At 71.9% G+C, this 22,133-nt stretch carries 19 protein-coding genes; 12 read left to right on the forward strand and 7 right to left on the reverse strand.

From position 1 onward, the window contains the following. The first annotated feature begins 57 nt into the window (after positions 1-57). Positions 58-354, forward strand: coding sequence for a hypothetical protein (locus ACIRPX_RS19710; protein ID WP_404195882.1), 297 nt, complete (start codon positions 58-60; stop codon positions 352-354). Between the two features lie 317 nt (positions 355-671). Here ACIRPX_RS19710 and ACIRPX_RS19715 read toward each other — a convergent pair whose 3' ends face one another. Further along, positions 672-1,004: a hypothetical protein gene (locus ACIRPX_RS19715; protein ID WP_404195885.1), complete on the reverse strand. Its 333-nt coding sequence runs from the start codon at positions 1,002-1,004 to the stop codon at positions 672-674. A 216-nt stretch (positions 1,005-1,220) separates the two neighbouring features. Here ACIRPX_RS19715 and ACIRPX_RS19720 point away from each other — a divergent pair, with 216 nt between their 5' ends. The 4 genes from ACIRPX_RS19720 to ACIRPX_RS19735 all read left to right on the forward strand — a co-directional run bounded on the left by ACIRPX_RS19720 (position 1,221) and on the right by ACIRPX_RS19735 (position 5,870). Further along, positions 1,221-1,415 (forward strand): hypothetical protein, encoded by a 195-nt coding sequence (locus ACIRPX_RS19720; RefSeq protein WP_404195888.1) that lies wholly within the window; start codon positions 1,221-1,223, stop codon positions 1,413-1,415. 258 nt (positions 1,416-1,673) lie between these two features. Next, positions 1,674-1,952, forward strand: a complete 279-nt coding sequence (gene tatA, locus ACIRPX_RS19725) for a Sec-independent protein translocase subunit TatA (protein ID WP_404195891.1) — start codon at positions 1,674-1,676, stop codon at positions 1,950-1,952. Between the two features lie 92 nt (positions 1,953-2,044). Continuing rightward, positions 2,045-2,929, forward strand: coding sequence for a twin-arginine translocase subunit TatC (gene tatC / locus ACIRPX_RS19730; protein ID WP_404195952.1), 885 nt, complete (start codon positions 2,045-2,047; stop codon positions 2,927-2,929). 85 nt (positions 2,930-3,014) lie between these two features. Next, positions 3,015-5,870: a DEAD/DEAH box helicase gene (locus ACIRPX_RS19735; protein WP_404195894.1), complete on the forward strand. Its 2,856-nt coding sequence runs from the start codon at positions 3,015-3,017 to the stop codon at positions 5,868-5,870. A gap of 57 nt (positions 5,871-5,927) precedes the next feature. Here the strand turns inward: ACIRPX_RS19735 and atzF are convergent, their stop codons facing one another. The 4 genes from atzF to ACIRPX_RS19755 are packed head-to-tail and all read right to left on the reverse strand — an operon-like array spanning position 5,928 to position 12,593. Beyond that, positions 5,928-7,628 (reverse strand): allophanate hydrolase, encoded by a 1,701-nt coding sequence (gene atzF / locus ACIRPX_RS19740; protein ID WP_404195897.1) that lies wholly within the window; start codon positions 7,626-7,628, stop codon positions 5,928-5,930. Further along, positions 7,625-11,137, reverse strand: coding sequence for a 5-oxoprolinase/urea amidolyase family protein (locus ACIRPX_RS19745; protein ID WP_404195900.1), 3,513 nt, complete (start codon positions 11,135-11,137; stop codon positions 7,625-7,627). The genes atzF and ACIRPX_RS19745 overlap by 4 nt, the downstream gene beginning before the upstream one ends. Further along, positions 11,134-11,772, reverse strand: a complete 639-nt coding sequence (locus ACIRPX_RS19750) for an urea amidolyase associated protein UAAP2 (protein ID WP_404195903.1) — start codon at positions 11,770-11,772, stop codon at positions 11,134-11,136. The genes ACIRPX_RS19745 and ACIRPX_RS19750 overlap by 4 nt, the downstream gene beginning before the upstream one ends. Then, positions 11,769-12,593, reverse strand: a complete 825-nt coding sequence (locus tag ACIRPX_RS19755; protein ID WP_404195906.1) for an urea amidolyase associated protein UAAP1 — start codon at positions 12,591-12,593, stop codon at positions 11,769-11,771. The genes ACIRPX_RS19750 and ACIRPX_RS19755 overlap by 4 nt, the downstream gene beginning before the upstream one ends. Positions 12,594-12,765: 172 nt before the next feature. On the opposite strand from ACIRPX_RS19755, the gene ACIRPX_RS19760 reads away from it, so the two are divergent. The 6 genes from ACIRPX_RS19760 to ACIRPX_RS19785 all read left to right on the forward strand — a co-directional run bounded on the left by ACIRPX_RS19760 (position 12,766) and on the right by ACIRPX_RS19785 (position 18,287). Then, complete coding sequence (locus ACIRPX_RS19760; protein WP_404195909.1) at positions 12,766-13,401, forward strand: TetR/AcrR family transcriptional regulator; 636 nt, start codon at positions 12,766-12,768, stop codon at positions 13,399-13,401. 248 nt (positions 13,402-13,649) lie between these two features. Then, positions 13,650-15,242 carry a sensor histidine kinase gene (locus ACIRPX_RS19765; protein ID WP_404195911.1) on the forward strand — a complete coding sequence of 531 codons (1,593 nt, stop codon included), beginning with the start codon at positions 13,650-13,652 and terminating at the stop codon, positions 15,240-15,242. Beyond that, positions 15,239-15,646 carry a roadblock/LC7 domain-containing protein gene (locus ACIRPX_RS19770; protein WP_016434374.1) on the forward strand — a complete coding sequence of 136 codons (408 nt, stop codon included), beginning with the start codon at positions 15,239-15,241 and terminating at the stop codon, positions 15,644-15,646. Before ACIRPX_RS19765 ends, ACIRPX_RS19770 begins: the two co-directional genes overlap by 4 nt. Next, positions 15,643-16,053, forward strand: a complete 411-nt coding sequence (locus tag ACIRPX_RS19775) for a DUF742 domain-containing protein (RefSeq protein WP_404195914.1) — start codon at positions 15,643-15,645, stop codon at positions 16,051-16,053. The genes ACIRPX_RS19770 and ACIRPX_RS19775 overlap by 4 nt, the downstream gene beginning before the upstream one ends. Beyond that, positions 16,034-16,654, forward strand: a complete 621-nt coding sequence (locus ACIRPX_RS19780) for a GTP-binding protein (RefSeq protein ID WP_404195917.1) — start codon at positions 16,034-16,036, stop codon at positions 16,652-16,654. The genes ACIRPX_RS19775 and ACIRPX_RS19780 overlap by 20 nt, the downstream gene beginning before the upstream one ends. A 157-nt stretch (positions 16,655-16,811) precedes the next feature. Further along, positions 16,812-18,287: a cytochrome P450 gene (locus ACIRPX_RS19785; protein ID WP_404195920.1), complete on the forward strand. Its 1,476-nt coding sequence runs from the start codon at positions 16,812-16,814 to the stop codon at positions 18,285-18,287. 57 nt (positions 18,288-18,344) lie between these two features. On the opposite strand, the gene ACIRPX_RS19790 is transcribed toward ACIRPX_RS19785, so the two are convergent. Together ACIRPX_RS19790 and ACIRPX_RS19795 are read right to left on the reverse strand one after the other, a co-directional pair. Beyond that, complete coding sequence (locus ACIRPX_RS19790; protein WP_404195923.1) at positions 18,345-19,355, reverse strand: hypothetical protein; 1,011 nt, start codon at positions 19,353-19,355, stop codon at positions 18,345-18,347. A 670-nt stretch (positions 19,356-20,025) separates the two neighbouring features. Beyond that, positions 20,026-20,979 (reverse strand): RluA family pseudouridine synthase, encoded by a 954-nt coding sequence (locus tag ACIRPX_RS19795; protein WP_404195926.1) that lies wholly within the window; start codon positions 20,977-20,979, stop codon positions 20,026-20,028. 68 nt (positions 20,980-21,047) lie between these two features. Here ACIRPX_RS19795 and ACIRPX_RS19800 point away from each other — a divergent pair, with 68 nt between their 5' ends. After that, positions 21,048-21,629, forward strand: a complete 582-nt coding sequence (locus ACIRPX_RS19800) for a GNAT family N-acetyltransferase (RefSeq protein ID WP_404195929.1) — start codon at positions 21,048-21,050, stop codon at positions 21,627-21,629. Positions 21,630-22,133 lie beyond the last annotated feature (504 nt).

Genomic DNA, 22,133 nt, shown 5'->3' on the forward strand with positions numbered 1-22,133 from the left:
GCCGGCACCGGCCGAGGCGCCCGAAGGCGAACGACCCGAGGTGGAGGAGCAGGAGCTTTGAGCGAGTCGTCGGTGTCTGGAGTGCAGGACGTGTCGGTGGCGGCAGCCTTCGCCGGGATGAGAAGCGTGTCGCCGGTGACGTTCAGGGCGGGCTGCCCGGAGTGCCGTGGCAGCTTCGAGCTGGCCGCCGGTGCGCTGCGCCTGGCCATCGGCGCCACGAGCCGCACCACCTTCTACTCCTTCACCTGCCCCGACTGCGGCTCCTCGGTCCGCAAGCCGGCCGGGGAGCGCATCGTGGAGCTGCTGACCGGCGGCGGCGTCAGGACCCTGAGGCTGCACTCCACCGTCGGGTAGCGCCGCCGCACGCCGCGTCGGACGGCGGTGGCGCGGACGACGGCGGCGGGGGGGGGGCGGGGCCCCGGGCCCCCCCCCCCCCCCCGGGGGCCCCCCCCCCCCAAACCAACCGGCGGGCCCCCCGGGGGCGCCCCCCCCCGCCCCCCGCCCCCCCCGGGGGGCCCCATTAAGCGCCGGGGGGGGGGGGGGGGGGGGGGGGGGGCGGGGGGCGCCCCCCCCCCCCGCCCCCCCCCCCCCGGCCCGGTGGCCTCGCACCGGACATCCCTACGGGAGGACCGCCGGGGGCCGCCCCGCCGGTCTCCGCGTCCGGGGCGTGCTCAGCAGCGGCCGCCCCTGGCCGACGCGAACGTCATCGGCTTGTTGTAGACCACCGTGTGCCCCTTGCCGTCCGCGGCGACGTTCGCGCACCACTTGTTGTTGAACAGCGCGTTCGTGGTGCCGGCGATGGCCGACTTCACGCTGCAGGTGTTGTGGTAGTAGATCGTGTACGTCGCGCTTCCGTCCCCCCAGGAGTAGTTGAAGCAACCCACGCTGCCACGGTGAACGGAGTCGGCCGACATGGTGGCCGCACCGGCCGGAGCCCCGGCGGCTATCGCGAGGAGCGCCGCGGATCCGGCGGCGATGACGCTGAAACGCTGCCTGATATTCATATTTCCCCCTTGGAAATCGAATGGGCGGGGGTGAGGCGGCGCACACCGGACCGCCGCCGCTCGACGGCGGCGACGGTGACTGTGTGTGCTCCTCGGCCCCCAGGTCGGCGACGACGGTACCCGGATGTGATCATGCTTTGTCAACGCGGATTGCGGATGTGAAGCCTCTGCCGCGTGCTGTGTGGGCAGCGCCCGGGACCGTCTAGGCTCGACCCCATGTTCTGGCCGATGTTCGCGGTAGCTGTGGGTTTCCTGGGTCTCGCCGTCCTCGGTGTGCTGGCCGTCCGGGTCTTCCTGGAGGCGCAGCGCCTCGGCAGGCAGGTCTCCGACTCGGCGCGCCGGATCAACAGGGCCGCCGAGGAGCTGGAGCGGGCTTCGGTCAGCGCCACCCGTGCCGCCGACTCCCTGTGAGGCCCCGAGGGGGCCCCGCGCGGCGTGGAGCGAAAGCGTTCTGGGACACTTCGCACTGTCACACGAGCCACCGCGCCGGGTACGCTGCAGGTCGCGGTGCGGAGAACGAGGCCCGTATCGCTGACCGGGAGTACGCACGGGGATTGCCTCCGGTTTACCCCTGAGCGTTACGATCGCTGTCAGTACGACCGTTCGGACGCAGGTCCGACTGATCGGACAGCATCCCAACCAGCCGCCTCGGTGAGAAGGTAGAGACTTATGTTCGGAAGGCTCGGCGCTCCCGAGATTCTGCTCATCCTCGTAGTCGTCGTTCTGCTGTTCGGCGCGAAGAAGCTTCCGGATATGGCCCGCTCGCTCGGCAAGTCCGCGCGCATCCTCAAGAGCGAGGCCAAGGCGATGAAGGACGAGGGCAACGCCCCCGCCGAATCGGCCTCCACCGGTGAGCAGCCTTCGGCGCAGCGCACGATCCAGGCGTCCCCGGGCGACGTGACCAGCTCGCGCCCGGTCAACGAGCCGACGGACACCACCAAGCGCTGACGCAGGGCCGGACCTATCCGGCCCGCCGCACGAGACGAGGACGTGGGGTGCTCAAGTCCGCCCGCAAGAAGGAGAAGGACCCCGAGGGGCGGATGCCTCTCGTGGAGCACCTTCGCGAGCTGCGCAACCGGCTCGCGAAGGGCATGTTGGCGATCACGGTCGTGTCCCTCGTGGCCGCCTTCTACAGCCAGGATCTGATGAACTTCCTGATCGATCCGGTGCCCCGCTGCAAGACGGGACTGGGTGAGTCCACGGGCGGCGCCTGCGCTGTCATCGCCTACACCGACCTGCTGTCGCCCTTCACCACCACGGTGAAGGTCTGCTTCATGGCAGGCGTGATCCTCTCCAGCCCTGTCTGGCTCTATCAGCTGTGGGCCTTCGTGGCGCCCGGCCTGCACCGGCACGAGCGGAAGTACACGTACTGGTTCGTCTCGGCGGCCGTACCGCTCTTCCTGGCCGGCGCCTGGCTCGCCTACACGATCCTTCCCATCAGCATGCGGGTGCTGCTCGGCATCACGCCCGACGGCTCCGCCAACATCCTGCCGATGGACAAGATCCTGGACTTCGTCGTCCGGATGATCCTCATCTTCGGAGGCGCCTTCGAGCTGCCGCTGATCCTTGTCATGCTCAATTTCGCGGGCATGGTGTCCGGCCGCAGGATGGCCGGCTGGTGGCGCGGTGTGGTGATGGGCGTCTTCGTCTTCGGCGCGGTGGCGACGCCCACGACCGACCCCTTCGGCATGATCGCACTCGCCGGCCCGATCGTCGTGCTGTACTTCATGGCGGTGGGAGTGGCCCTGCTCAACGACAGGCGTCGGGCCCGCGCGAACCCGGACGCGGAGCTGAGCGACGACGAGGCCTCCGATCTGGACCTCACCCCCGAGGCCGTCGGCGAGGTCGAGACGGTCTCCGCCAGCCGGGCGCTGCCGGAGCAGACGAGCACGGACCGGGTCAACGGCTACGACGACGTGACCTGAGTCCCGCCCGGACACGTCCGCGGGAGGTGCCCCGTCCTTGGTGACGTGGGCACCTCCCGGTGTTTGACGGACCGGGTTCCGGATAATGATCGTCCTGTTGTCAGTGTGGCCCGGTACGCTCGAAAGCACGATGACAGAGGACCTCTCCCCGGCCGAGCGGTACGCGGCTGCCCGCAGGCGCGCTGCCGAGCAGGCCACCGCGCTCGCCTCCTTCCGCGAGATGTACGACTTCGGCCTCGACCCCTTCCAGATCGAGGCCTGCCAGGCGCTCGAGGCGGGCAAGGGCGTGCTGGTCGCGGCCCCCACCGGCTCCGGCAAGACGATCGTGGGCGAGTTCGCCGTCCACCTCGCTCTCCAGCAGGGCAAGAAGTGCTTCTACACGACACCCATCAAGGCGCTGTCGAACCAGAAGTACGCCGACCTGTGCCGCCGTTACGGCGCGGACAGGGTCGGCCTGCTCACCGGCGACAACAGCGTCAACTCGGAGGCCCCGGTGGTCGTGATGACCACCGAGGTGCTGCGGAACATGCTGTACGCGGGCTCGCAGACCCTCCTCGGCCTCGGCCATGTGGTGATGGACGAGGTGCACTACCTCTCCGACCGCTTCCGCGGCGCCGTCTGGGAAGAGGTGATCATCCACCTCCCCGCGTCGGTGACGCTGGTCTCGCTGTCCGCGACCGTCTCCAACGCCGAGGAGTTCGGCGACTGGCTCGACACGGTCCGCGGCGACACCGAGGTGATCGTCTCCGAGCACCGGCCCGTACCGCTGTTCCAGCACGTGCTCGCCGGGCGGCGGATGTACGACCTGTTCGAGGAGGGCGAGGGCAGCAAGAAGGCCGTCAACCCCGACCTCACACGCCTGGCCCGGATGGAGGCGAGCCGCCCCTCGTACCAGGACCGCAGGCGCGGCCGGGCGATGCGGGAGGCCGACCGCGAGCGGGAGCGCAGACAGCGGTCCCGGGTGTGGACCCCGGGACGCCCCGAGGTCATCGAACGGCTCGACTCCGAGGGCCTGTTGCCCGCCATCACCTTCATCTTCAGCCGCGCGGCCTGCGAGGCGGCCGTACAGCAGTGCCTCTACGCGGGCCTGCGGCTCAACGACGACGAGGCGCGCGGCAAGGTGCGTGCCCTCGTCGAGGAGCGCACGGCGTCCATCCCGACCGAGGACCTGCACGTCCTCGGCTACTACGAGTGGCTGGAGGGACTTGAGCGCGGCATCGCGGCCCACCACGCGGGCATGCTGCCGACGTTCAAGGAGGTCGTCGAGGAGCTGTTCGTACGCGGCCTGGTGAAGGCCGTGTTCGCGACCGAGACACTGGCGCTGGGCATCAACATGCCCGCGCGCTCGGTGGTGCTGGAGAAGCTCGTCAAGTGGAACGGCGAGCAGCATGCCGACATCACCCCCGGCGAGTACACCCAGCTGACGGGTCGCGCGGGCCGGCGCGGCATCGATGTCGAGGGCCATGCCGTGGTGCTGTGGCAGCGCGGCATGAGCCCCGAGCACCTGGCGGGGCTGGCCGGCACCCGCACCTATCCGCTGCGCTCCAGCTTCAAGCCCTCGTACAACATGGCGGTCAATCTGGTCGAGCAGTTCGGCCGGCACCGCTCGCGCGAGCTGCTGGAGACGTCCTTCGCCCAGTTCCAGGCCGACAAGTCGGTCGTCGGGATCTCGCGGCAGGTGCAGCGCAACGAGGAGGGCCTGGACGGCTACAAGGCCTCCATGACCTGCCACCTCGGCGACTTCGAGGAGTACGCGCGCCTGCGGCGCGAGCTCAAGGACCGCGAGACCGAGCTCGCCAAGCAGGGCGCCGCCCAGCGGCGCGCCGAGGCCGCGGTCGCCCTGGAGAAGCTCAAGCCGGGGGACGTCATCCATGTGCCGACGGGCAAGTACGCCGGTCTCGCGCTGGTGCTGGATCCCGGCCTGCCCGCCGGGCGGTCCAACGGCCATCGCGGCTTCGAGCACCACGACGGGCCGCGCCCGCTGGTGCTGACCGCGGAGCGCCAGGTCAAGCGGCTGGCGTCGATGGACTTCCCGGTGCCGGTCGAGGCGCTGGAGCGGATGCGCATCCCCAAGTCCTTCAACGCCCGCTCCCCGCAGTCCCGCCGGGACCTCGCCTCGGCGCTGCGCACCAAGGCCGGGCACATCCCGCCGGAGCGGGCCCGCAAGAAGCGCTCCCTGGCCGTCGACGACCGCGAGATCGCCCGGCTGCGCACCGCGATCCGCGCGCACCCCTGCCACGGGTGCAACGACCGGGAGGACCATGCGCGATGGGCCGAGCGGTATCACCGGCTGCTGAAGGACACCTCGCACCTGGAGCGGCGCATCGAGGGCCGTACGAACACCATCGCCCGGACCTTCGACCGGATCGTGTCGCTGCTGACCGAGCTGGACTATCTGCGGGGTGACGAGGTCACCGAGCACGGAAAGCGGCTGGCCCGGCTCTACGGTGAACTGGATCTGCTGGCGAGCGAGTGTCTGCGGGCCGGCGTCTGGGAGGGGCTTGCCCCCGCGGAACTGGCCGCGTGCGTCTCGGCGTTGGTCTACGAGGCCCGGGTCGGCGACGACGCGATGGCCCCGAAGCTGCCGTCCGGCAAGGCCAAGGCCGCGCTCGGCGAGATGGTGCGGATCTGGGGGCGGCTGGACGCGCTGGAGGAGGACTTCCGGATCACGCAGACCGAAGGGGTCGGGCAGCGGGAGCCGGATCTCGGGTTCGCCTGGGCCGCCTACATGTGGGCCTGCGGCAAGGGGCTCGACGAGGTTCTCCGCGAGGCGGAGATGCCGGCCGGGGACTTCGTGCGGTGGTGCAAGCAGGTGATCGACGTGCTGGGGCAGATCTCCGCGGCGTCGTCCTCCGTGGAGGGCTCGACCGTGGGGAAGGCCGCGCGGAAGGCGGTTGAGGAGTTGCTGCGGGGGGTTGTGGCCTACTCGTCGGTGGGGTGACGGGACCGATCGGCGGGTGCGGGTGCGCCGTGGCTGGTCGCGCCCTTCCCCGCGCCCCTAAGGACGCTGCCCTGAGCGGTCCTTCAGGTAGGTCCGCCAGCCGCCGTGCCGTGTGATGTCCTCGGCGTCCTCCAGGGCGCGCGGTTCGCACAGGAAGCCCGGGACCCGGGTGCCGTCCGACAGCTCCACGCCGCCCAGCGTCATCGGACGGGGGAGCGCCGCCAGCAGGCGGCCCAGGCCCTCCGCCGGCAGGCGCCAGATCTCCGTCTCGACCTCGGCTCCGCCCTCGCCCACGTGCACCAGGCCCGGCTTGGGCGGCGCCGTCCGCAAGGCGTGCAGGCGGTAGACAGGCGCCGTGACGGTCGTGCGCTCCAGGCGGGCGCCGAGGGCCTGCAGCTGGGGGTTGAGCGGTTGTCCGGTCAGGTGCGCGCCCACCACCGCCAGCCGTGTCTCCGGCTGGAGCAGTCCCGCGATCCTCGTCAGGCGCTCGTCCGAGAAGGCCGGGCCGATCAGCATCACGCCGAAGGGGAGAGCGCCGACCTCGCCGGCCGGGACGGCCACCGCCGCCAGGCCGAAGAGGTTGGTGGAGTTGGTGAAGCGGCCGAGGCGGGCGTTGGCGGTCAGCGGGTCGGCGGCCACCTCGCCGAGGGTCGGGTGGCCCGTGGTGGTGGGCAGCACGAGGGCGTCCGCGTCGGCGAGTTCCTCCAGGGCCCGGACGCGCAGGGCCGCCAGGCGGTCCATGTCCGCGAAGAGGCGGTGGGCCGGGATGGCGCGGGCGCGGGTGATGATGCCGGCCACGGTGGGGTCGAGCGTGCCGGCGGCCTCGCCTTCCTTCGCGAGCAACGTGTCGACGAACGCCCCCACGGCGGTGTAGCGCTCCGCGACGAACGCGCCGTCGTAGAGCATCGCCGCGGCCTCGGTGAACGGGGCGAGGTCCAGGGTGCGCAGGTCGGCGCCCGCCGACGCCAGCTGCCGCACGGCCGCCTCGTACGCCTCCGCCCAGCCCTCGTCCAGCTCGCCGAGCTGCTCGCGGGGCGGGACCGCGACACGCCACGGGCCCGGGGCGCGCCGGGGGAGCGGAGGCAGCTCCCGGTCGGGCGGGGCCGCCATGAAGGACAGCGCCTGCTCGGCCTCCGGGAGGGTGCGGGCGAACACCGTCACACAGTCGAGCGAGGCGCAGGCCGGGACCACTCCGGCCGTCGGGACCAGGCCCCGGGTCGGTTTGAGGCCGACGATGCCGTTGAGGGCGGCCGGGACCCGGCCCGAGCCCGCGGTGTCGGTGCCGAGCGCCAGGTCGACGAGGCCCAGGGCCACCGCGACGGCCGATCCCGAGCTGGAGCCGCCGCTGATGCGGGCCGGGTCGTGGGCGTTGCGGACGGGACCGTAGGGCGAGCGGGTGCCCACCAGGCCCGTGGCGAACTGGTCCAGGTTCGTCGTGCCCAGCACGATCGCGCCCGCCGCGCGGAGCCGGGCGACGACCGGCGCGTCGGCTTCGGGCCGGTAGGCGTACGCCGGGCAGCCCGCGGTGGTGGGCAGGCCGGCCACGTCGATGTTGCCCTTCACCGCCAGCAGGCGCCCGGCGAGCGGGAGCCGCTCACCCGCCGCCACCCGGGCGTCGACCGTCCGGGCCTCCGCCTCGGCCTCGGCCCGTGGGCGCAGACCGATCCAGATCTCGGGGCGGTCCACGGCCGCGATGCGCGCGTGGGCGGCGCGGACTCGGGTCACTGCGGACATCTCTCGCTCCTCGGTCTGTCTCACCGTGCCGCCGGGGCCAGGACCAGCAGTGCCGTCCCCGCCTCGACCTGGTCGCCCGGCCCGGCCAGGATCGCCGTCACCACGCCGTCCGCCGGTGCGTGCACCCTGGACTCCATCTTCATCGCCTCCAGGGCCAGGAGCGGCTGTCCCGCGCTGACCGCGTCACCGGGCCGCACGTTCACCTGCCAGACGGACGCCGCGAACTCGGCCTCGACGAGCCAGCCGCCCGGGGGGACGGGCACCTCCGCCGGGGGAGCGGGCGGTGCGGTGGCGGCCTCGGCGCGTGCGAACTCGCCCGCCGCCTCCCAGGCGTCCCGCTCCGCGGCGAAGGCCGCCTGCTGCCGGGACCTGAACTCCCGTACGGAGTCGGCGTTCTCGGTGAGGAACCGCTGATACCCGGCCAGTGAGAACGTGCCCTCCTCGATACGGGGCACGAAGCGGCCGGACGTGATGTCGGCGCGCAGTTCCTGGAGTTCGTCCGCGTCCACCGGATACCAGCGGATGCGGTCGAAGAAGCGCAGCAGCCAGGGTGAGCCGGGCTCGAACGCGCCCCGCTGCTGCCAGCCCGACCACACCTGGGTCGTACGGCCCACGAACTGGTAGCCGCCGGGGCCCTCCATGCCGTAGACGCACAGGTAGGCGCCGCCGATGCCGACCGAGTTCTCGGCCGTCCAGGTACGGGCCGGGTTGTACTTGGTGGTCACCAGGCGGTGGCGCGGGTCCAGCGGGGTGGCGACCGGGGCGCCGAGGTAGACGTCGCCCAGGCCCAGGACGAGGTACTCCGCGCCGAAGACGGTGTCGTAGACGTCGTTCACCGACTCCAGGCCGTTGACGCGGCGGATGAACTCGATGTTCCACGGGCACCAGGGCGCGTCGTCGCGGACGCCCGCCGTGTAGCGGGCGATCGCCTCGCGGGTCGCCGGATCGTCCCAGGACAGGGGGAGGTGGACGGTGCGGGAGGGGACGACGAGTTCGTCCGTGGGCGCGAGCGCGGCCGTGATCTCCCTGACCCGGGACAGGAGTTGGTGCTGCGGCAGGCGGCCGGGGTCCGTCCGGATCTGCAGGGAGCGGATGCCGGGCGTGAGGTCCGTGACACCGGCGAGATCGGCCTCGGCCACCGCTTCCATCAGCGCGTGCACGCGCATGCGCAGCGCCAGGTCGAGCTGCATCGGGCCGAACTCGACCAGCAGATTGTCGTCGCCGCTGCGGCGGTAGGTGAGGTCTCCGTCCCGGGCCAGTACGCCGCCGTCCACGATGGCCGGGCGCGGCGAGCCGTCGACGGACACCGGTGTGAAGCGCACCGTGTCGCCCGGCCGCAACTGGCCGAGCTTCCAGCGCTCCGCGCTCAGCACGGTCGCGGGGCACACGAACCCGCCGAGCGAGGGGCCGTCCGGGCCGAGCAGCACGGGCATGTCGCCGGTGTAGTCGACGGCGCCGACGGAGTAGGGCGTGTCGTGGATGTTGGACGGGTGCAGGCCCGCCTCACCGCCGTCCGCGCGCGCCCAGCGCGGCTTGGGGCCGACCAGCCGTACGCCGGTGCGGGCGGAGTTGAAGTGGACCTTCCAGTCGGCGGCGTAGAAGTCGCGGACGTCGTCCTCGGTGAAGAACTCCGGTGCGGCGTGCGGGCCCTCGACGGCGGCGAGGTGCCACACGGCACCGAAGGCGGGACGGTCCCGTCGGGGCACCGGGGCGCCCTCGGTGACCGTGCCCCCGTGCAGGACGTCGCCCGTACGCAGCGCCCGGCCGCCGTGCCCGCCGAAACGGCCCAGCGTGAAGGTGCTCGCGCTGCCCAGGAAGCCGGGTACGTCGAGGCCGCCCGCGACGAGGACGTAGGTGCGCAGGCCGTGCTCGGCCGGTGCGCCGATCCGCAGCACGGCACCCGCGGGCACCGTGACCGGCTCCCACCGGGCGACCGGGGTCCCGTCGACGGTGATCTCGGCGGGGGCGCCCGTCACGCACACGGTCGTCGGGTGCGTGAACCTCAACGCCGGTCCCTGGAGGGTGCATTCGAGCCCCGGCGCGCCCTCGGCGTTGCCGAGCGCGCGGTTGCCGAGCCGGAACGACCGGTCGTCCATCGGCCCGCACGGCGGCACGCCGACCTGCCAGAGGCCGGTGCGGCCCGGCCAGTCCTGCACGGTGGTCAGGGTGCCGCCGGAGACGACCTCGATCCGCGGGGTCGGGTCCGAGACGGAGGCGAGCGTCGCCGTGGAGTGCTCGGCGGCGGTGAAGTCCCCTGCGGCGAGCGCCGCGCGCACCAGGCCCAGATTGGTCTCGATGCCGTCGACACGGGTGCGGGCCAGCGCCTCGTCCAGCCGGCGCACGGCATGGGCACGGTCGGGGCCGTAGGCGATCACCTTCGCGAGCAGCGGGTCGTACGCCGTCGTCACCTCGGTGCCGGTCTCCACCCAGCCGTCGACGCGCACGCCCGGCGGGAACTCGACCCGCGTCAACAGGCCCGCGCCGGGCCGGTGGTCGCGCGAGGGGTCCTCGGCGTAGAGACGGGCCTCGACCGCGTGGCCGCGGGCGGCGCGCGGCTCGCGGACGACGTCCGGCTCGCCGCGCGCCAGACGCAGCATCCAGGCGACGAGGTCGATGCCGTAGATCTCCTCGGTGACCGGATGTTCCACCTGGAGGCGGGTGTTGACCTCGAGGAAGTACGCCTCCTCGCGGGCGGCGTCGTACACGAACTCGACGGTTCCCGCCGAGCGGTACCCGACGGAGGCGCACAGGTCGCGGGCCGAGGCGGCCAGTCGCCCGCGCACACGGGGCGGGAGACCCGGTGCCGGTGCCTCCTCCACGACCTTCTGGTTGCGGCGCTGCAGGGAGCAGTCGCGGTCGCCGAGGGTGACGACCCTGCCGGTGCCGTCGCCGAAGACCTGCACCTCCACGTGGCGGGCGTGCTCGACGAGCCGCTCCAGGAAGACGCCGGCGGAGGAGAAGGAGGCGGCGGCGACACGCTGCACCCGCTCCCAGGCATCGGTGAGTTCGTCGACGGATCGACAGGCCGACATGCCGATACCGCCGCCACCGCCGGTCGCCTTGAGCATGACCGGGTAGCCGATGCGCCCGGCGGCCCGCACGGCAGAGTCGAGATCCGGCAGCAGGCCCGTCCCCGGCGCCAGCGGCACCCCCGCCGCCTCGGCGGCCGCCCGCGCCGTGTGCTTGGCGCCGAACAGCTCCAGGTGCTCGGGCGCCGGCCCCACGAACGCGATCCCGGCGTCCTCGCAGCGGCGGGCGAAGGCGGCGTCCTCCGAGAGGAAGCCGTAGCCGGGATGGATCGCGCCCGCGCCGGTGTCCTTGGCCGCCTTCAGGACCAGGTCGGCGTCGAGGTACGACTCCCGCGCGGGCGCGGGCCCGAGCCGTACCGCCTCGTCGGCGAGGCGGACATGGGGCGCGGTGCGGTCCGGGTCGGCGTACACGGCGACCGTGCGCAGGCCGAGTTCGCGGGCGGTGCGGATGATCCGGACGGCTATCTCGCCCCGGTTGGCGACGAGCAGGGTGTCGAAGGTCATGCGGCGGCTCCCGCGGCGTCGGCCCGCACGGTCATCCGCACGGCCGTCGGCTCGAAGCCGTTGCACGGGTTGTTGATCTGGGGGCAGTTGGAGACGAGCACCAGCACGTCGCGCTCCGCGCGCAGGGTCACCTTCAGGCCGGGTGCCGAGAGGCCGTCGACGATGCCGAGGGTGCCGTCCCGCTCGACCGGCACGTTCATGTACCAGTTGATGTTGGAGACGAGGTCGCGCTTGCCGAGGCCGTGCCGGGCGCCCTCGGCGAGGAAGTTGTCCACGCAGGCGTGCTGCGACCAGGTGTGGTGGCCGTACCGCAGCGTGTTGGACTCCTTGGAGCAGGCGCCGCCGAGCGTGTCGTGCCGGCCCACCTCGTCGTCCACGACCGTCATCAGCGGGGCGTGCTCGTTGCTCATGAGCACACTGCCCGTCGTCAGGAAGACGGAGCCCTGGGCCTGGATCGTGTCGGGGGCGCTGTAGCGCACGGACGTGTCGTGGGCGTCGTAGACGAGGAAGTCGACGGCCTGGTTGCCGTGCAGGTCGGTGAGGGTCAGCGTGTGGCCGCCGCGGACCACGGAGGACCAGGCGGACCGGGCGGGAACGACCTCCGTGCGCGTGGCGGCCGGTGCGCTCGTGCTCATGCGAGCCCCCTCGCGGCGAGGAATTCGGCGGTGTTGAGGAAAGCGCGGCGGCCCTCGGGCGTGGCCCGCCACAGCGGGTCGCCCGGGCCGGTCGGGGCGGCGCGCCAGGCGAGGACCTCCAGCGGGGTGCTGACGTAGTCGGGGCGTGGGTCGACGGGATGCGGGACGTTGGCGATCAGCACGGTCAGGTCCTGTTCGGCGCGGAGGGTGACGCTGCCGCCGGGGCCGGCGGAGCCGGTGAACTCCAGACCGCCGTCCGCACGCACGTCGACTCCCTGGAAGAACGACAGCGACGGCGGCAGGTCGCGCGGCTCCAGGCCGTTCTTCGCCGCCGCCAGCTTCAGCAGCTCGCGTCCCGCGGGGGAGGCGGACTGCGGGGTGCCGTCGCCGTACCGCTCGGTGTTGCGGACGAGGGTGGAGGTGCCGCACAGCGCGTCGTGCCGCCCGGAGGTGTCGGCGACCACGGAGGCCAGCACCCGCCCCTGGTCGGACAGGAGGAGGCGGCCCTCGCCGAGATACGCGTTCCACTGGACCTTCACCGTGTCGGCCACGTTCAGCCGCTCCCAGGTCCGCTCCGCCGCGTACAGCAGCAGGTGGGCGCAGGCGTCGCCGAGCGGGTCGGTCAGGCGCAGCTCGGTGCCGCGGGCCAGCACCCGGTGGGTGTAGTTGCCGCCCGCCACGGTCTCGGCCCACACCAGGTGTCCCGCCGCGCAGGGCGGGTCGGGCCAGTCGGCGGCCGGGACGACCGGCATGGCCTCGGCACGGGCACCCTCCTGGGCGCGTGCGTGGTCGCGGGCTCCGTACGTGGTGGCTGTCGCCATCGCGGGACCTCCGGCTCCGGGGTGTCGGCTGGGGTAGGCGGCTCGGGGTATTTCTGTCGCTTGACAGAAATTAGGAGGCGGACGGGTCGCGGGCGTTGCCCGTGCGTTGCGGGGTGGTTACCGAGCCCTCACGAAGATCGCCCCCGGCCGGCCGTGTGCGAGGATCGAACGCATGGGAACGCCGGGTGGAGGAGGCGGCCGCCGGGTCGGCCGGCCGCGGGCGGCGCAGCGGCCGGACACCGGACTGCAGCCGCGCGACGAACTGCTCGCCGCCGCGGCCGAGTTGTTCACCACCCGCGGCTACGCGGCCACCACCACGCGTGCGGTCGCCGAGCGCGCGGGCATGCGGCAGGCCTCGATGTACCACTACGTCGCGGGCAAGGAGGAACTCCTCGCCGCCCTGCTGGAGTCCACGGTCACGCCCTCGCTGACGTACGCCCGCCACCTCCTCGCCGACGACGCGACCCCGCCCGAGCGGCGGCTGTGGCAGCTGTGCCGGCAGGACGTGGAGCTGCTGTGCGGCGGCCCGCACAACCTCGGGGGCCTCTATCTGCTGCCCGAGGTGCGCGCCGAGCGGTTCGCGGGCTTTCACGCCGTGCGCGACGAACTCAAGGACGCCTACGGGCAGTTGCTCGCCGCCACGGCTGCCGGGAGCGCGCTCGCCAAGAGCGAGCTGGAGCTGCGGACGGACCTGGTGTTCGGTCTGATCGAGGGCGTGATCCTGGTGCGCCGCTCCGACCCCGGGCGCCCGGTGCGGGCGTTCGCCGAGGCCACCGCGGACGCGGCCCTGCGGATCGCCGGAATCTGATCTTCACCCGTCACGGTGAGTGTTCTCGTACGGCCATGCCGTGTGACGCACGGTGTTCGAGTGATCCCTGAGCGTGTAAATGGGCTGAGAGTACTCCTCGGGTGTGGCCCGTTTCAGGCGCTTGCTGAATATGACACGGCGATGATCCGGTCGGACTAAGCTCGCCCGCAGCGCACCGAGTTGAGATGTATTCGTGCGCTTGTTCCCTATATGTGCGACTCCCCGTCGATTCGTCTCAGAGGGCCTACATGGTGAGTGTCCAATCCCCTCCCCGGCGCCGTGAACTCCCCTATGCGCGGGTGCTGTTGCTGCCGGCCATAGTGATGGCCGCGGCGACCGGGGCAGCCGCCGCCGCGGTGACCGTGCCGGCCCGGGCGGCCGTCGTCTGGTGCGGTGTCGTCGCCACGCTGCTGGTGATCGCGACGGCGGCCGAAGCGGTCCGGCGCGGCCGCAGCCTGCACACCCTGCGTGAGGAGAGCGCCCGTCACACCGCGTATCTGGAGCAGCGCGTCGCCGGCCACGAGCAGGAGATGCACCGTCTCGCGCACGAGATCGCGCCGACCGCCATCTACTATCTGCGCGGGGGCAATTCGCCCGGAGAGGTGATGCGCCAACTCGGCGACATCGACCCCTCCTACCGCGAACTCCCCGTGGCCCAGGTGGCCCTGCTCAAGCGCGTGCTCGACATCGTCGACACCGAGGAGGCCATGCGGGACTCCTCGCAGCGCTCCTTCGTCAGCATCGCCCGGCGCGTGCAGGCCATCGTCCACCAGCAGGCCAAGGAACTGCGCGAGATGGAGGAGGACCACGGCCGTAACCCCGAGGTCTTCGACGACCTGCTGCGCATCGACCACGGCACCGCGCTGATCGGCCGGCTCGCCGACTCGATCTCCGTGCTCGGCGGCGGCCGCCCCGGCCGCCAGTGGCCGCAGCCGGTCCCGCTCTACAGCGTGCTGCGCGGCGCCATGTCCCGGATCCTGGAGTACCGGCGCATCTCGCTGGACAACATCGCCAAGGTCAACATCCGCGGCATCTCCGTCGAGCCGGTCATCCACGCCTGCGCCGAACTCCTCGACAACGCCACGCGCTACTCGCCCCCGCAGACCAAGGTGCACGTCACCGCCACCGAGGTGCAGACCGGCATCGCCATCGAGATCGAGGACGCCGGCGTCAGCCTGAGCGAGGAGGCCCGCGCCCGGGCCGAGGGCATGCTGGAGCGCGCCCAGGCCGGCGTCGACCTCCAGGACCTCGGCGAGTCCCCGCGCCTCGGCCTCGCCGTCGTGGGCCGCCTGTGCAAGGCGTACGACATGCAGATCTCGCTGCGGGCCTCGGCGTACGGCGGCGTCCGCGCCGTCCTCGTCGTGCCGCGCGTGATGATGACCAGCGACCCCGCGCCCGGCCTCGCCCACGGCGTCGGCGCCACCTCCGCGCCCAAGCTCGACGTCGGCGGCATCGAGGGGCCCAAGCGCGCTCCCAAGCGGCGGCGTCCCACCAGCCCGCGCATCCCCGCCGGCGTGTCCATGGAGGACGAGGTCCCCGAGGTCACCGAATGGACCGCCGGCGGTCTGCCGCAGCGGCGCAGCCGGGTCAAGGTCCCGCTCAGCCAGCGGCTGGCCGAACAGGCCGCGGCCGAGGAGGCGGAGCGCGAGGCCCAGGCGGCCCGGCCCTCCTGGGCGTCCCCCGTGCCCGAACCCGAGCCGGAGGAGAAGGAACCCGAACCCGGGCTGTGGGTCGAGGCGTTCTGGGAGGGGCTCAAGGGCGACCCGGACCCGACCGCATTCACCCAGCCGACCACCGAGCCGGCCCGCATCGAGGCCGACGACGAGAGGGACCACAAGTGATCCAGCAGCGAGCCAACTTCGACTGGATGCTCAAGGATCTCGCCGACGGAGTACCGGGCATCGAGATGATCGTGGTGCTCTCCGCCGACGGCCTGCGCATCGCTCGCTACGGGGGAGATCCGGACGCGGCCGACCGCGTCGCCGCGGCCTGCGCGGGACTGCAGAGCCTCGCGGGTGCCGTGGCTCACGAGATCCCCGGCAGCGACGGCCGCATGAAGCTCGTCATCATCGAGATCAACGGAGGCTACTTCTATCTGATGGCCGCGGGGGCCAACGCCTATCTCGCCGTCCTCTCCGACGTGGTCGCCGAACCCGGCCTGATGAGCAACCGCATGCGCGACCTGGTCGTACGTATCGGGGCCCATCTCACCAGCCCGCCCCGCCGCAACGGGCAGACCGTATGAGTCCTCCGCAACGCCGGCGGCGATACCCCAGTCAGGACAACGCAGAACCACCCCCGAAACCGAAACCCGCCAAAGAGGGCGACGCCAAGGCCCCGGAGCGGCTCTACGTGGTCGCCGGACCGGACGGCGAGCGTGCGGACATCGACCTGGTCACGTTGATCGTGGCGCGCGCGGACCCCCCGCCCTCGGCCACGCCGGAGCAGACGGCGATGCTCCGGCTCTGCACGGCACCCCTCTCGGTGGCCGAGCTCTCGGCCTATCTGAGCCTGCCGTTCAGCGTGGTGACCGTGCTGCTCACCGACATGCTGGCGGCAGAGCTGGTGCAGGCGCGCGCCCCCATCGTCCGGCAGGCGCTCCCCGACCGTTCCCTCCTCGAAGCGGTGATGCATGGACTTCAAAGGCTCTGACACCATCCCCGGACCACGCACGGAGGATCATCTGCCGCACACGGCCCAGGCCGCGGTGAAGATCGTGATCGTGGGCGGCTTCGGAGTCGGCAAGACGACGATGGTCGGCTCGGTCAGCGAGATCAGGCCGTTGACCACCGAGGAGACCATGACGCAGGCCGGCGTCGGGGTGGACGACAACTACGGCTCCGACTCCAAGACGGCCACCACCGTGGCGATGGACTTCGGCCGCATCAGCATCACCGACCAGCTGGTGCTCTACCTCTTCGGCACCCCGGGCCAGGAGCGCTTCTGGTTCCTGTGGAACGGGCTGTTCGAGGGCGCGCTCGGCGCGGTGGTGCTGATCGACACCCGCCGCCTCGAGGTCAGCTTCGACGTCATAGGACGCCTGGAGGAGCGTGGTGTGCCCTTCGTGGTCGCCGTCAACTCCTTCCCGGACGCGCCCCGTTACCCCATCGCGGACCTGCGCAGCGCCCTCGACCTGCCCGCGGAGATCCCGATCATCGAGTGCGACGCACGCCGCCGGGCCTCCAGCCGTGACGTCCTGATGACCCTGCTGCGCTTCCTGCACTCGCTGGCGAGGGCGAAGGCCGCCACGTAGGCGTCCCGCCGACCCGACCCGACCCGACCCGACCCGCCGCGCCGTGCCGCCGTGCCGTGCCGTGCCGTGCCAGCGTGCCGGCTTCCGTCCCGTACGACCTCCCCATCCCCATCCCCATCGCCATCACCTTCAGAACTTCAGCTTCGGAGCGACCATCGTGACGCCTGAACACCTCTCCCCGACCGGTACGGACGAACCCCTGGCCGGACCGCCTCCCGGCTGCCCCGCGCACGGCATCGGCCCCGGCGGGCTGCGCCGGCTGTACGGCCCCGAGGCGGAGAACCTGGGAGCCGTCTACGAGAAGCTCCGCGAAGAACACGGCCCCGTGGCACCGGCGCTGCTGCACGAGGACGTGCCGATCTGGGTGGTGCTGGGGCACAGCGAGAATCTGCATATGGTGAGCACGCCCTCGCAGTACTGCCGTGACACCCGGCAGTGGACCGCGCTCCAGGACGGCACGATCAAGCCGGATCATCCGCTCATGCCGCTCGTCGCCTGGCAGCCCATCTGCTGCCACGCCGAGGGCGACGAGCATCTGCGGCTGCGCGGTGCGGTCACGGGCGCCATGTCGACGATCAACCACCGGGGCATCCGCCGGCACATCAACCGATCGACCCAGCACCTCGTCAACAAGTTCTGCGAGGAGGGCAGGGCCGACCTGGTCAGCCAGTTCGCCGAGCATCTGCCGATGGCGGTGATGTGCCAGATCCTCGGCATGCCCGACGAGTACAACGACCGGATCGTGCATGCCGCCCGCGACATGCTCAGGGGCACCGAGACGTCGATCGCGAGCAACGCGTACATCATGGACGTCCTGATGCGGCTCACCGCCCGCCGGCGGGCCGAGCCCGAGGACGACTTCACCAGCCACCTCATCAACCACTCGGCACGGCTCACCGACGAGGAGGTCGGCCAGCACCTGCGCGTCGTGCTGATGGCCGCCTACGAGGCCACGGCCAACCTCCTCGCCAACGTGCTGCGGCTGGTGTTCACGGATCCCGGATTCCGCGCCCAGCTCAACGGCGGGCAGATGACGGTGCCCCAGGCGGTCGAGCAGTCACTCTGGGACGAGCCGCCCTTCAGCACCCAGCTCGCCTACGTCGCCAAGCAGGACACCGAGTTGGGCGGCCAGCGCATCCGGCGGGGCGACGGACTCCTGCTGGGGATCGCGCCGGGCAACGTCGACCCGCGGGTCCGCCCCGACCTGACGGCCAACATGATGGGCAACCGCTCCCACCTGGCCTTCAGCGGTGGCCCGCACGAGTGCCCGGGCCAGGACATCGGCCGCGCCATCGCGGACGTCGGCGTGGACGCGCTGCTGAACCGCCTGCCCGACATCCAGCTCGACTGCGACGAGGACGAGCTGCACTGGCGGGCGTCCATCCTGAACCGGCACCTGGTGGAACTGCCGGTCCGCTTCGACCCGAGGCCCCAGCAGGACGTGACGGCGCGGCCCGCGTCCGTGCCGGTCCAGCGCACCGACTGGCAGGTCGGCGCCGCACAGCCCGCACAGCCCGCACCGGCCGCCGCGGCACCCCGGCCGGTGCCGGCCCAGCAGGCCCCGCCGACCCCCGAGCCGGCCCGCCCGCTGGGCGCCTGGCGCCGTCTCCTGCGCTGGTGGCGCGGCTACTGACCGACCGGGTGAGGTGAACTCCGGTGCCCGCGCGGTGACTTGTGCCGGGCGCCGGAGTCAGGCGACGGACCGGTAGCGCTCGGTGTCCTGGTGCCAGTGGTAGGAGCCCGCCGCCCAGCCCTGGATGGCCGCAGCGTGCCGGAGCACGGCACGCTGGGTGGCCGGGTCCGCGCGCAGGTCGCGCAGTGCCTGCGGGAGGTCGGAACGCACCGTCTCGGCGAGTGTCCTGACCCGCCCCGTCAGGATGCGGTCGACGAGGGAGACCGCCTCGTGGAGCGGGATGCCGTACAGCTCCTGCGCCACCTGCACGATGTTGTTCCTGGCTGCGCCCTCGCGGACCTCCTTGGGGTAGGACACGATGTCGTTGTGCAGGTCGACCGTGTCCCGGAACGCGTCGATCAGTACCGTGAAGGGGCGGGTCGCGCGTATCTCGTCGGTTATCTCCCAGCCCAGCGAGTGCTCCATCAGCAGGGCACTGCACCCTGCGGCCCCGAAGTGGCGGCGCATCTCCATCTGTTCGATGAGATCGGGGTATCGCTCGCGGGTGAGGTTGTCCGCCTCCCACAGGGACGCGTCCAGGAACTGCCGTACGGACCTGGTGTACAGAACCCGCCATGAGCGGGAGGCTTCGGGCGCGGTGCGCTGCCACAGGTCTAACAGGGCGCCTTCCAGCGGGTGTTGCGGAGCCGGGCCCGAGCCGTAGGCCGTGACCGGCAGGAAGCTCATCAGCCGCTCGATGCGGTCCAGGATGCGCTCACGGCTGCCCAGAGCTTCGCACCAGGGAAGGAAGACGTCGTCGAGGCACCAGATGACGCTGTGCCAGCTGGACAGCAGCTCCAGTTCCCGGGCTGAGGCGTGCGGGTACGTCAGTGCGGTGAACAGGGTGAAGTCCGCCCGGTCGAAGACCTCGGCGCTCCAGCCGCCGTGATGCGAATCGGTGTGCTGGGGTTCGAGCAGGCCCAACGACCAGGCCCAGGCCCGGACCCGGGGTCGTACGTACTCCAGATGCGGGTTCACCGTGGCCTTGAACGGCATGTAGAACGCGGGGAGTTGGAAGGTGTCCAACACGGTTGCCTCCTGTTGGGTGACGGTGTCCTTCTGCACCGCACGAACTGGGCCTGCTGACGGAACCGGTCGAACGGAGCCTTGCCAACTGCGTGCCGAGCGCTGTACGCACGGGCTCATGGCGATGCGGCCGCACACGGCGCGGGCCATGAGCCGCGAGACTGGGCACCTGGTGTTGTCCGCTGTTCCGAGCAGCCATGACGGCGGTCTCATATGGGAATTTCCGGTGTTACCTCGGAATACGACCCCGGCCCGCATATCCGGCGAGTAATTCGGCTTCATCCGGTGTCACGCTGCATAAGTGGTGTGACTGACGCGGCGCTTCCTGAATTCCGCATATGCCCGACAGACGTTCCTCAGCCTGTTTCCCAGAGCCCTCCCAAGTCGGCATGTCCGGGGTTGCTACCGCGAACTCAACGCGACTTGATGCCATGACCCGAGCCTCCGCAAGAACGTCCTACTTCTGGCTGTACTCCCAGCGTGCGTGCGTCCCCGGTGCTCGTGAAGGAGCGTAAGAGGAGCGTATGACGGCACATGAGGGGCGCACTTGGTTGAAATGTTGTCATGTGTGGCATCGATCCGAAAGTGCTGACTCTGATTCATTCATAGCTGTACGAGTGAACTGATGGGAAACGCGCGACATTTGTCATCTCCGGAGATCGGAGTGCCCTGGTCAGCGACCGGCCGCCCACTCCTCGTAAGCCCCCCACGCCCCCAGCACCCGCCCGCTCCGGAACCGGTGTTCCACGCCCGTGACCGGGTCGGCGAAGGTCAGTGCGCGGGCCAGCAGTTGGAGGGGGCGGCGGAAGTCGCCGACCGGCACGGGGGCCGTCACCACGGGGTAGAGGGGGTCGCCGAGGATGGGCACGCCGAGTGCGTTCATGTGGACGCGCAGCTGATGGGTCTGCCCGGTGCTGGGGAGCAGACGGTAGCGCGCGGGCCCGCCGTCCCGGTGCTCCGTCAGCTCGATCCGGCTGACGGCGTTCGGCTCGCCCTCCACCTCGTACGCGGCGAGCACCCCGCGCTCCTTCACGATGCGGCTGCGCACGGTGCGGGGCAGGACGAGACCGGGATCGTACGGCGCCACCGCCTCGTACTCCTTGCGGACCCGCTTGTCGCGGAACAGGGCCTGGTACGCGCCGCGTTCCTCCGGGCGCACCGTGAACAGCACCAGCCCGGCCGTGAGCCGGTCCAGCCGGTGGGCGGCGCCCAGGGCCGGGAGGTCCAGCTCCCTGCGCAGCCGTGCGAGCGCGGTCTCGGTGACGTGGCTGCCGCGCGGGGTGGTGGCCAGGAAGTGCGGCTTGTCGACGACGACGATGTGCTCGTCGCGATGGACCACCTCCAGCGGGAACGGCACCGGAACCTCGGCGGGCAGCTCCCGGTGGAACCACACGAACATGCCGGGCTCGTACGCCGCGTCGGGCGCCACGGCCCGGCCGTCGGCCCCGACGATCTTCCCCGCGGCCAGCATCCCCTCGACGACGCCGGGGTCCGCGCCGCGCAGCCGCTCGACCAGATACTCCCGCGCGGTGGCCCACGGCCCCTCCAGGGGCAGCCGCACCCGCACCGGATCGATCCCCAGCCGCTGCGGCAGGGGAGGGGGCGGAACGCGTGGCCTTCGTCTCATCACGATCAAGACTACGGCCGCGGAAAACCCGTTGGGCCCTGCCGCGCCCCGCGTGCAGGATGCGGACCATGCCGTACACCACCAGCCCCGTCCTGCCGCCCGGAACCCTTCGCCGCTCACCGCAGCCGGTGCTGGCCACCGGGGACGGGCTGGTGCTGCGGCCCTGGCGGATCGAGGACGCCCCGGCCGTGCACGCGGCCTTCCAGGACCCGCTGATGCACCAGTGGCACCTGATGGCCAGCGGCTCCGAGGCCGAGGCCGTCGGCTGGGTCGAGCGGTGGCTCACGGAGTGGGAGGGGGAGCGGATCGCGCAGTGGACCGTGGCCGACGCGCACAGCGGTCAGCTGCTGGGGCGGGTGGCGCTGCGCGACATCGTGCTCGCCGACGGCCTGGCGAAGATCGGGTACTGGACGACGGCGGCGGCGCGTGGCCGGGGCGTGGCCGTCCGCGCCACGGCCACCCTCACCCGCTGGGCCTTCGACGCGATCGGCTTCCACCGCCTGGAGCTCCTGCACGCCGGAGCCAACGAGGCCTCCTGCCGTGTCGCCACGAAGGCGGGCTTCGCGCTGGAGGGCGTGAAGCGCAGCGCCTTCCACCACCCCGACGGCTGGCACGACATGCACCTGCACGCCCGCGTCCACGGCGAGTGACCCGGCCCCCGACCGCCCCGGTTCCTCACCGCCCCGGCCCCGGCCGACCGGTTCCTGACCGCCCTGGCCCCTGACCGCCCCGGCCCCCGACCGACCTGTTTCCGGCCGTTCCGGGTCCCGACCGCCTCGGACCCTCACCGACCTGGCCGCCGATCGACCTGGTCCCTGGCGGACCTGGTTTCCGGCCGTTCCGGGTCCGGGCCGGCCTGGCTTCTGGCCGACCCGGACCCCGACCGCCTCGGCGCCCGAGCGACCCGGTTTCCGGCCGTTCCGGGTCCCGACCGCCTCGGCCCCTGACCGACCCACACCCGGCCGCCCTAGATCCGATCCGCGCCCCGGCCGATCCACACCCCGGCCGACCTAGACCCGACCCACACCCCGGCCGATCCACACCCCGGCCGACCTAGACCCAACGCCGTGTAGTTAGGCGTGGGGTTGGTGTGTCAAGCCGTAGGAAGCAGAGATGGAGCTCCTGCTAGAACCGTGTCGACCAAGATCACTGTT

Origin of the sequence: Streptomyces sp. NPDC101225 (assembly GCF_044767585.1) — a bacterium.
GTDB lineage: Bacteria > Actinomycetota > Actinomycetes > Streptomycetales > Streptomycetaceae > Streptomyces.

Coding starts and splice junctions, on each gene's coding strand:
- tatA (WP_404195891.1), top strand. CDS start 1,674: ATGTTCGGAAGGCTCGGCGCTCCCGAGATTCTGCTCATCCTCGTAGTC.
- ACIRPX_RS19800 (WP_404195929.1), top strand. CDS start 21,048: ATGCCGTACACCACCAGCCCCGTCCTGCCGCCCGGAACCCTTCGCCGC.
- ACIRPX_RS19720 (WP_404195888.1), top strand. CDS start 1,221: ATGTTCTGGCCGATGTTCGCGGTAGCTGTGGGTTTCCTGGGTCTCGCC.
- ACIRPX_RS19760 (WP_404195909.1), top strand. CDS start 12,766: ATGGGAACGCCGGGTGGAGGAGGCGGCCGCCGGGTCGGCCGGCCGCGG.
- ACIRPX_RS19765 (WP_404195911.1), top strand. CDS start 13,650: ATGGTGAGTGTCCAATCCCCTCCCCGGCGCCGTGAACTCCCCTATGCG.
- ACIRPX_RS19780 (WP_404195917.1), top strand. CDS start 16,034: ATGGACTTCAAAGGCTCTGACACCATCCCCGGACCACGCACGGAGGAT.
- ACIRPX_RS19750 (WP_404195903.1), bottom strand. CDS start 11,772: ATGAGCACGAGCGCACCGGCCGCCACGCGCACGGAGGTCGTTCCCGCC.
- ACIRPX_RS19735 (WP_404195894.1), top strand. CDS start 3,015: ATGATCGTCCTGTTGTCAGTGTGGCCCGGTACGCTCGAAAGCACGATG.
- ACIRPX_RS19715 (WP_404195885.1), bottom strand. CDS start 1,004: ATGAATATCAGGCAGCGTTTCAGCGTCATCGCCGCCGGATCCGCGGCG.
- ACIRPX_RS19755 (WP_404195906.1), bottom strand. CDS start 12,593: ATGGCGACAGCCACCACGTACGGAGCCCGCGACCACGCACGCGCCCAG.
- ACIRPX_RS19775 (WP_404195914.1), top strand. CDS start 15,643: ATGAGTCCTCCGCAACGCCGGCGGCGATACCCCAGTCAGGACAACGCA.
- tatC (WP_404195952.1), top strand. CDS start 2,045: ATGCCTCTCGTGGAGCACCTTCGCGAGCTGCGCAACCGGCTCGCGAAG.
- ACIRPX_RS19795 (WP_404195926.1), bottom strand. CDS start 20,979: ATGAGACGAAGGCCACGCGTTCCGCCCCCTCCCCTGCCGCAGCGGCTG.
- ACIRPX_RS19745 (WP_404195900.1), bottom strand. CDS start 11,137: ATGACCTTCGACACCCTGCTCGTCGCCAACCGGGGCGAGATAGCCGTC.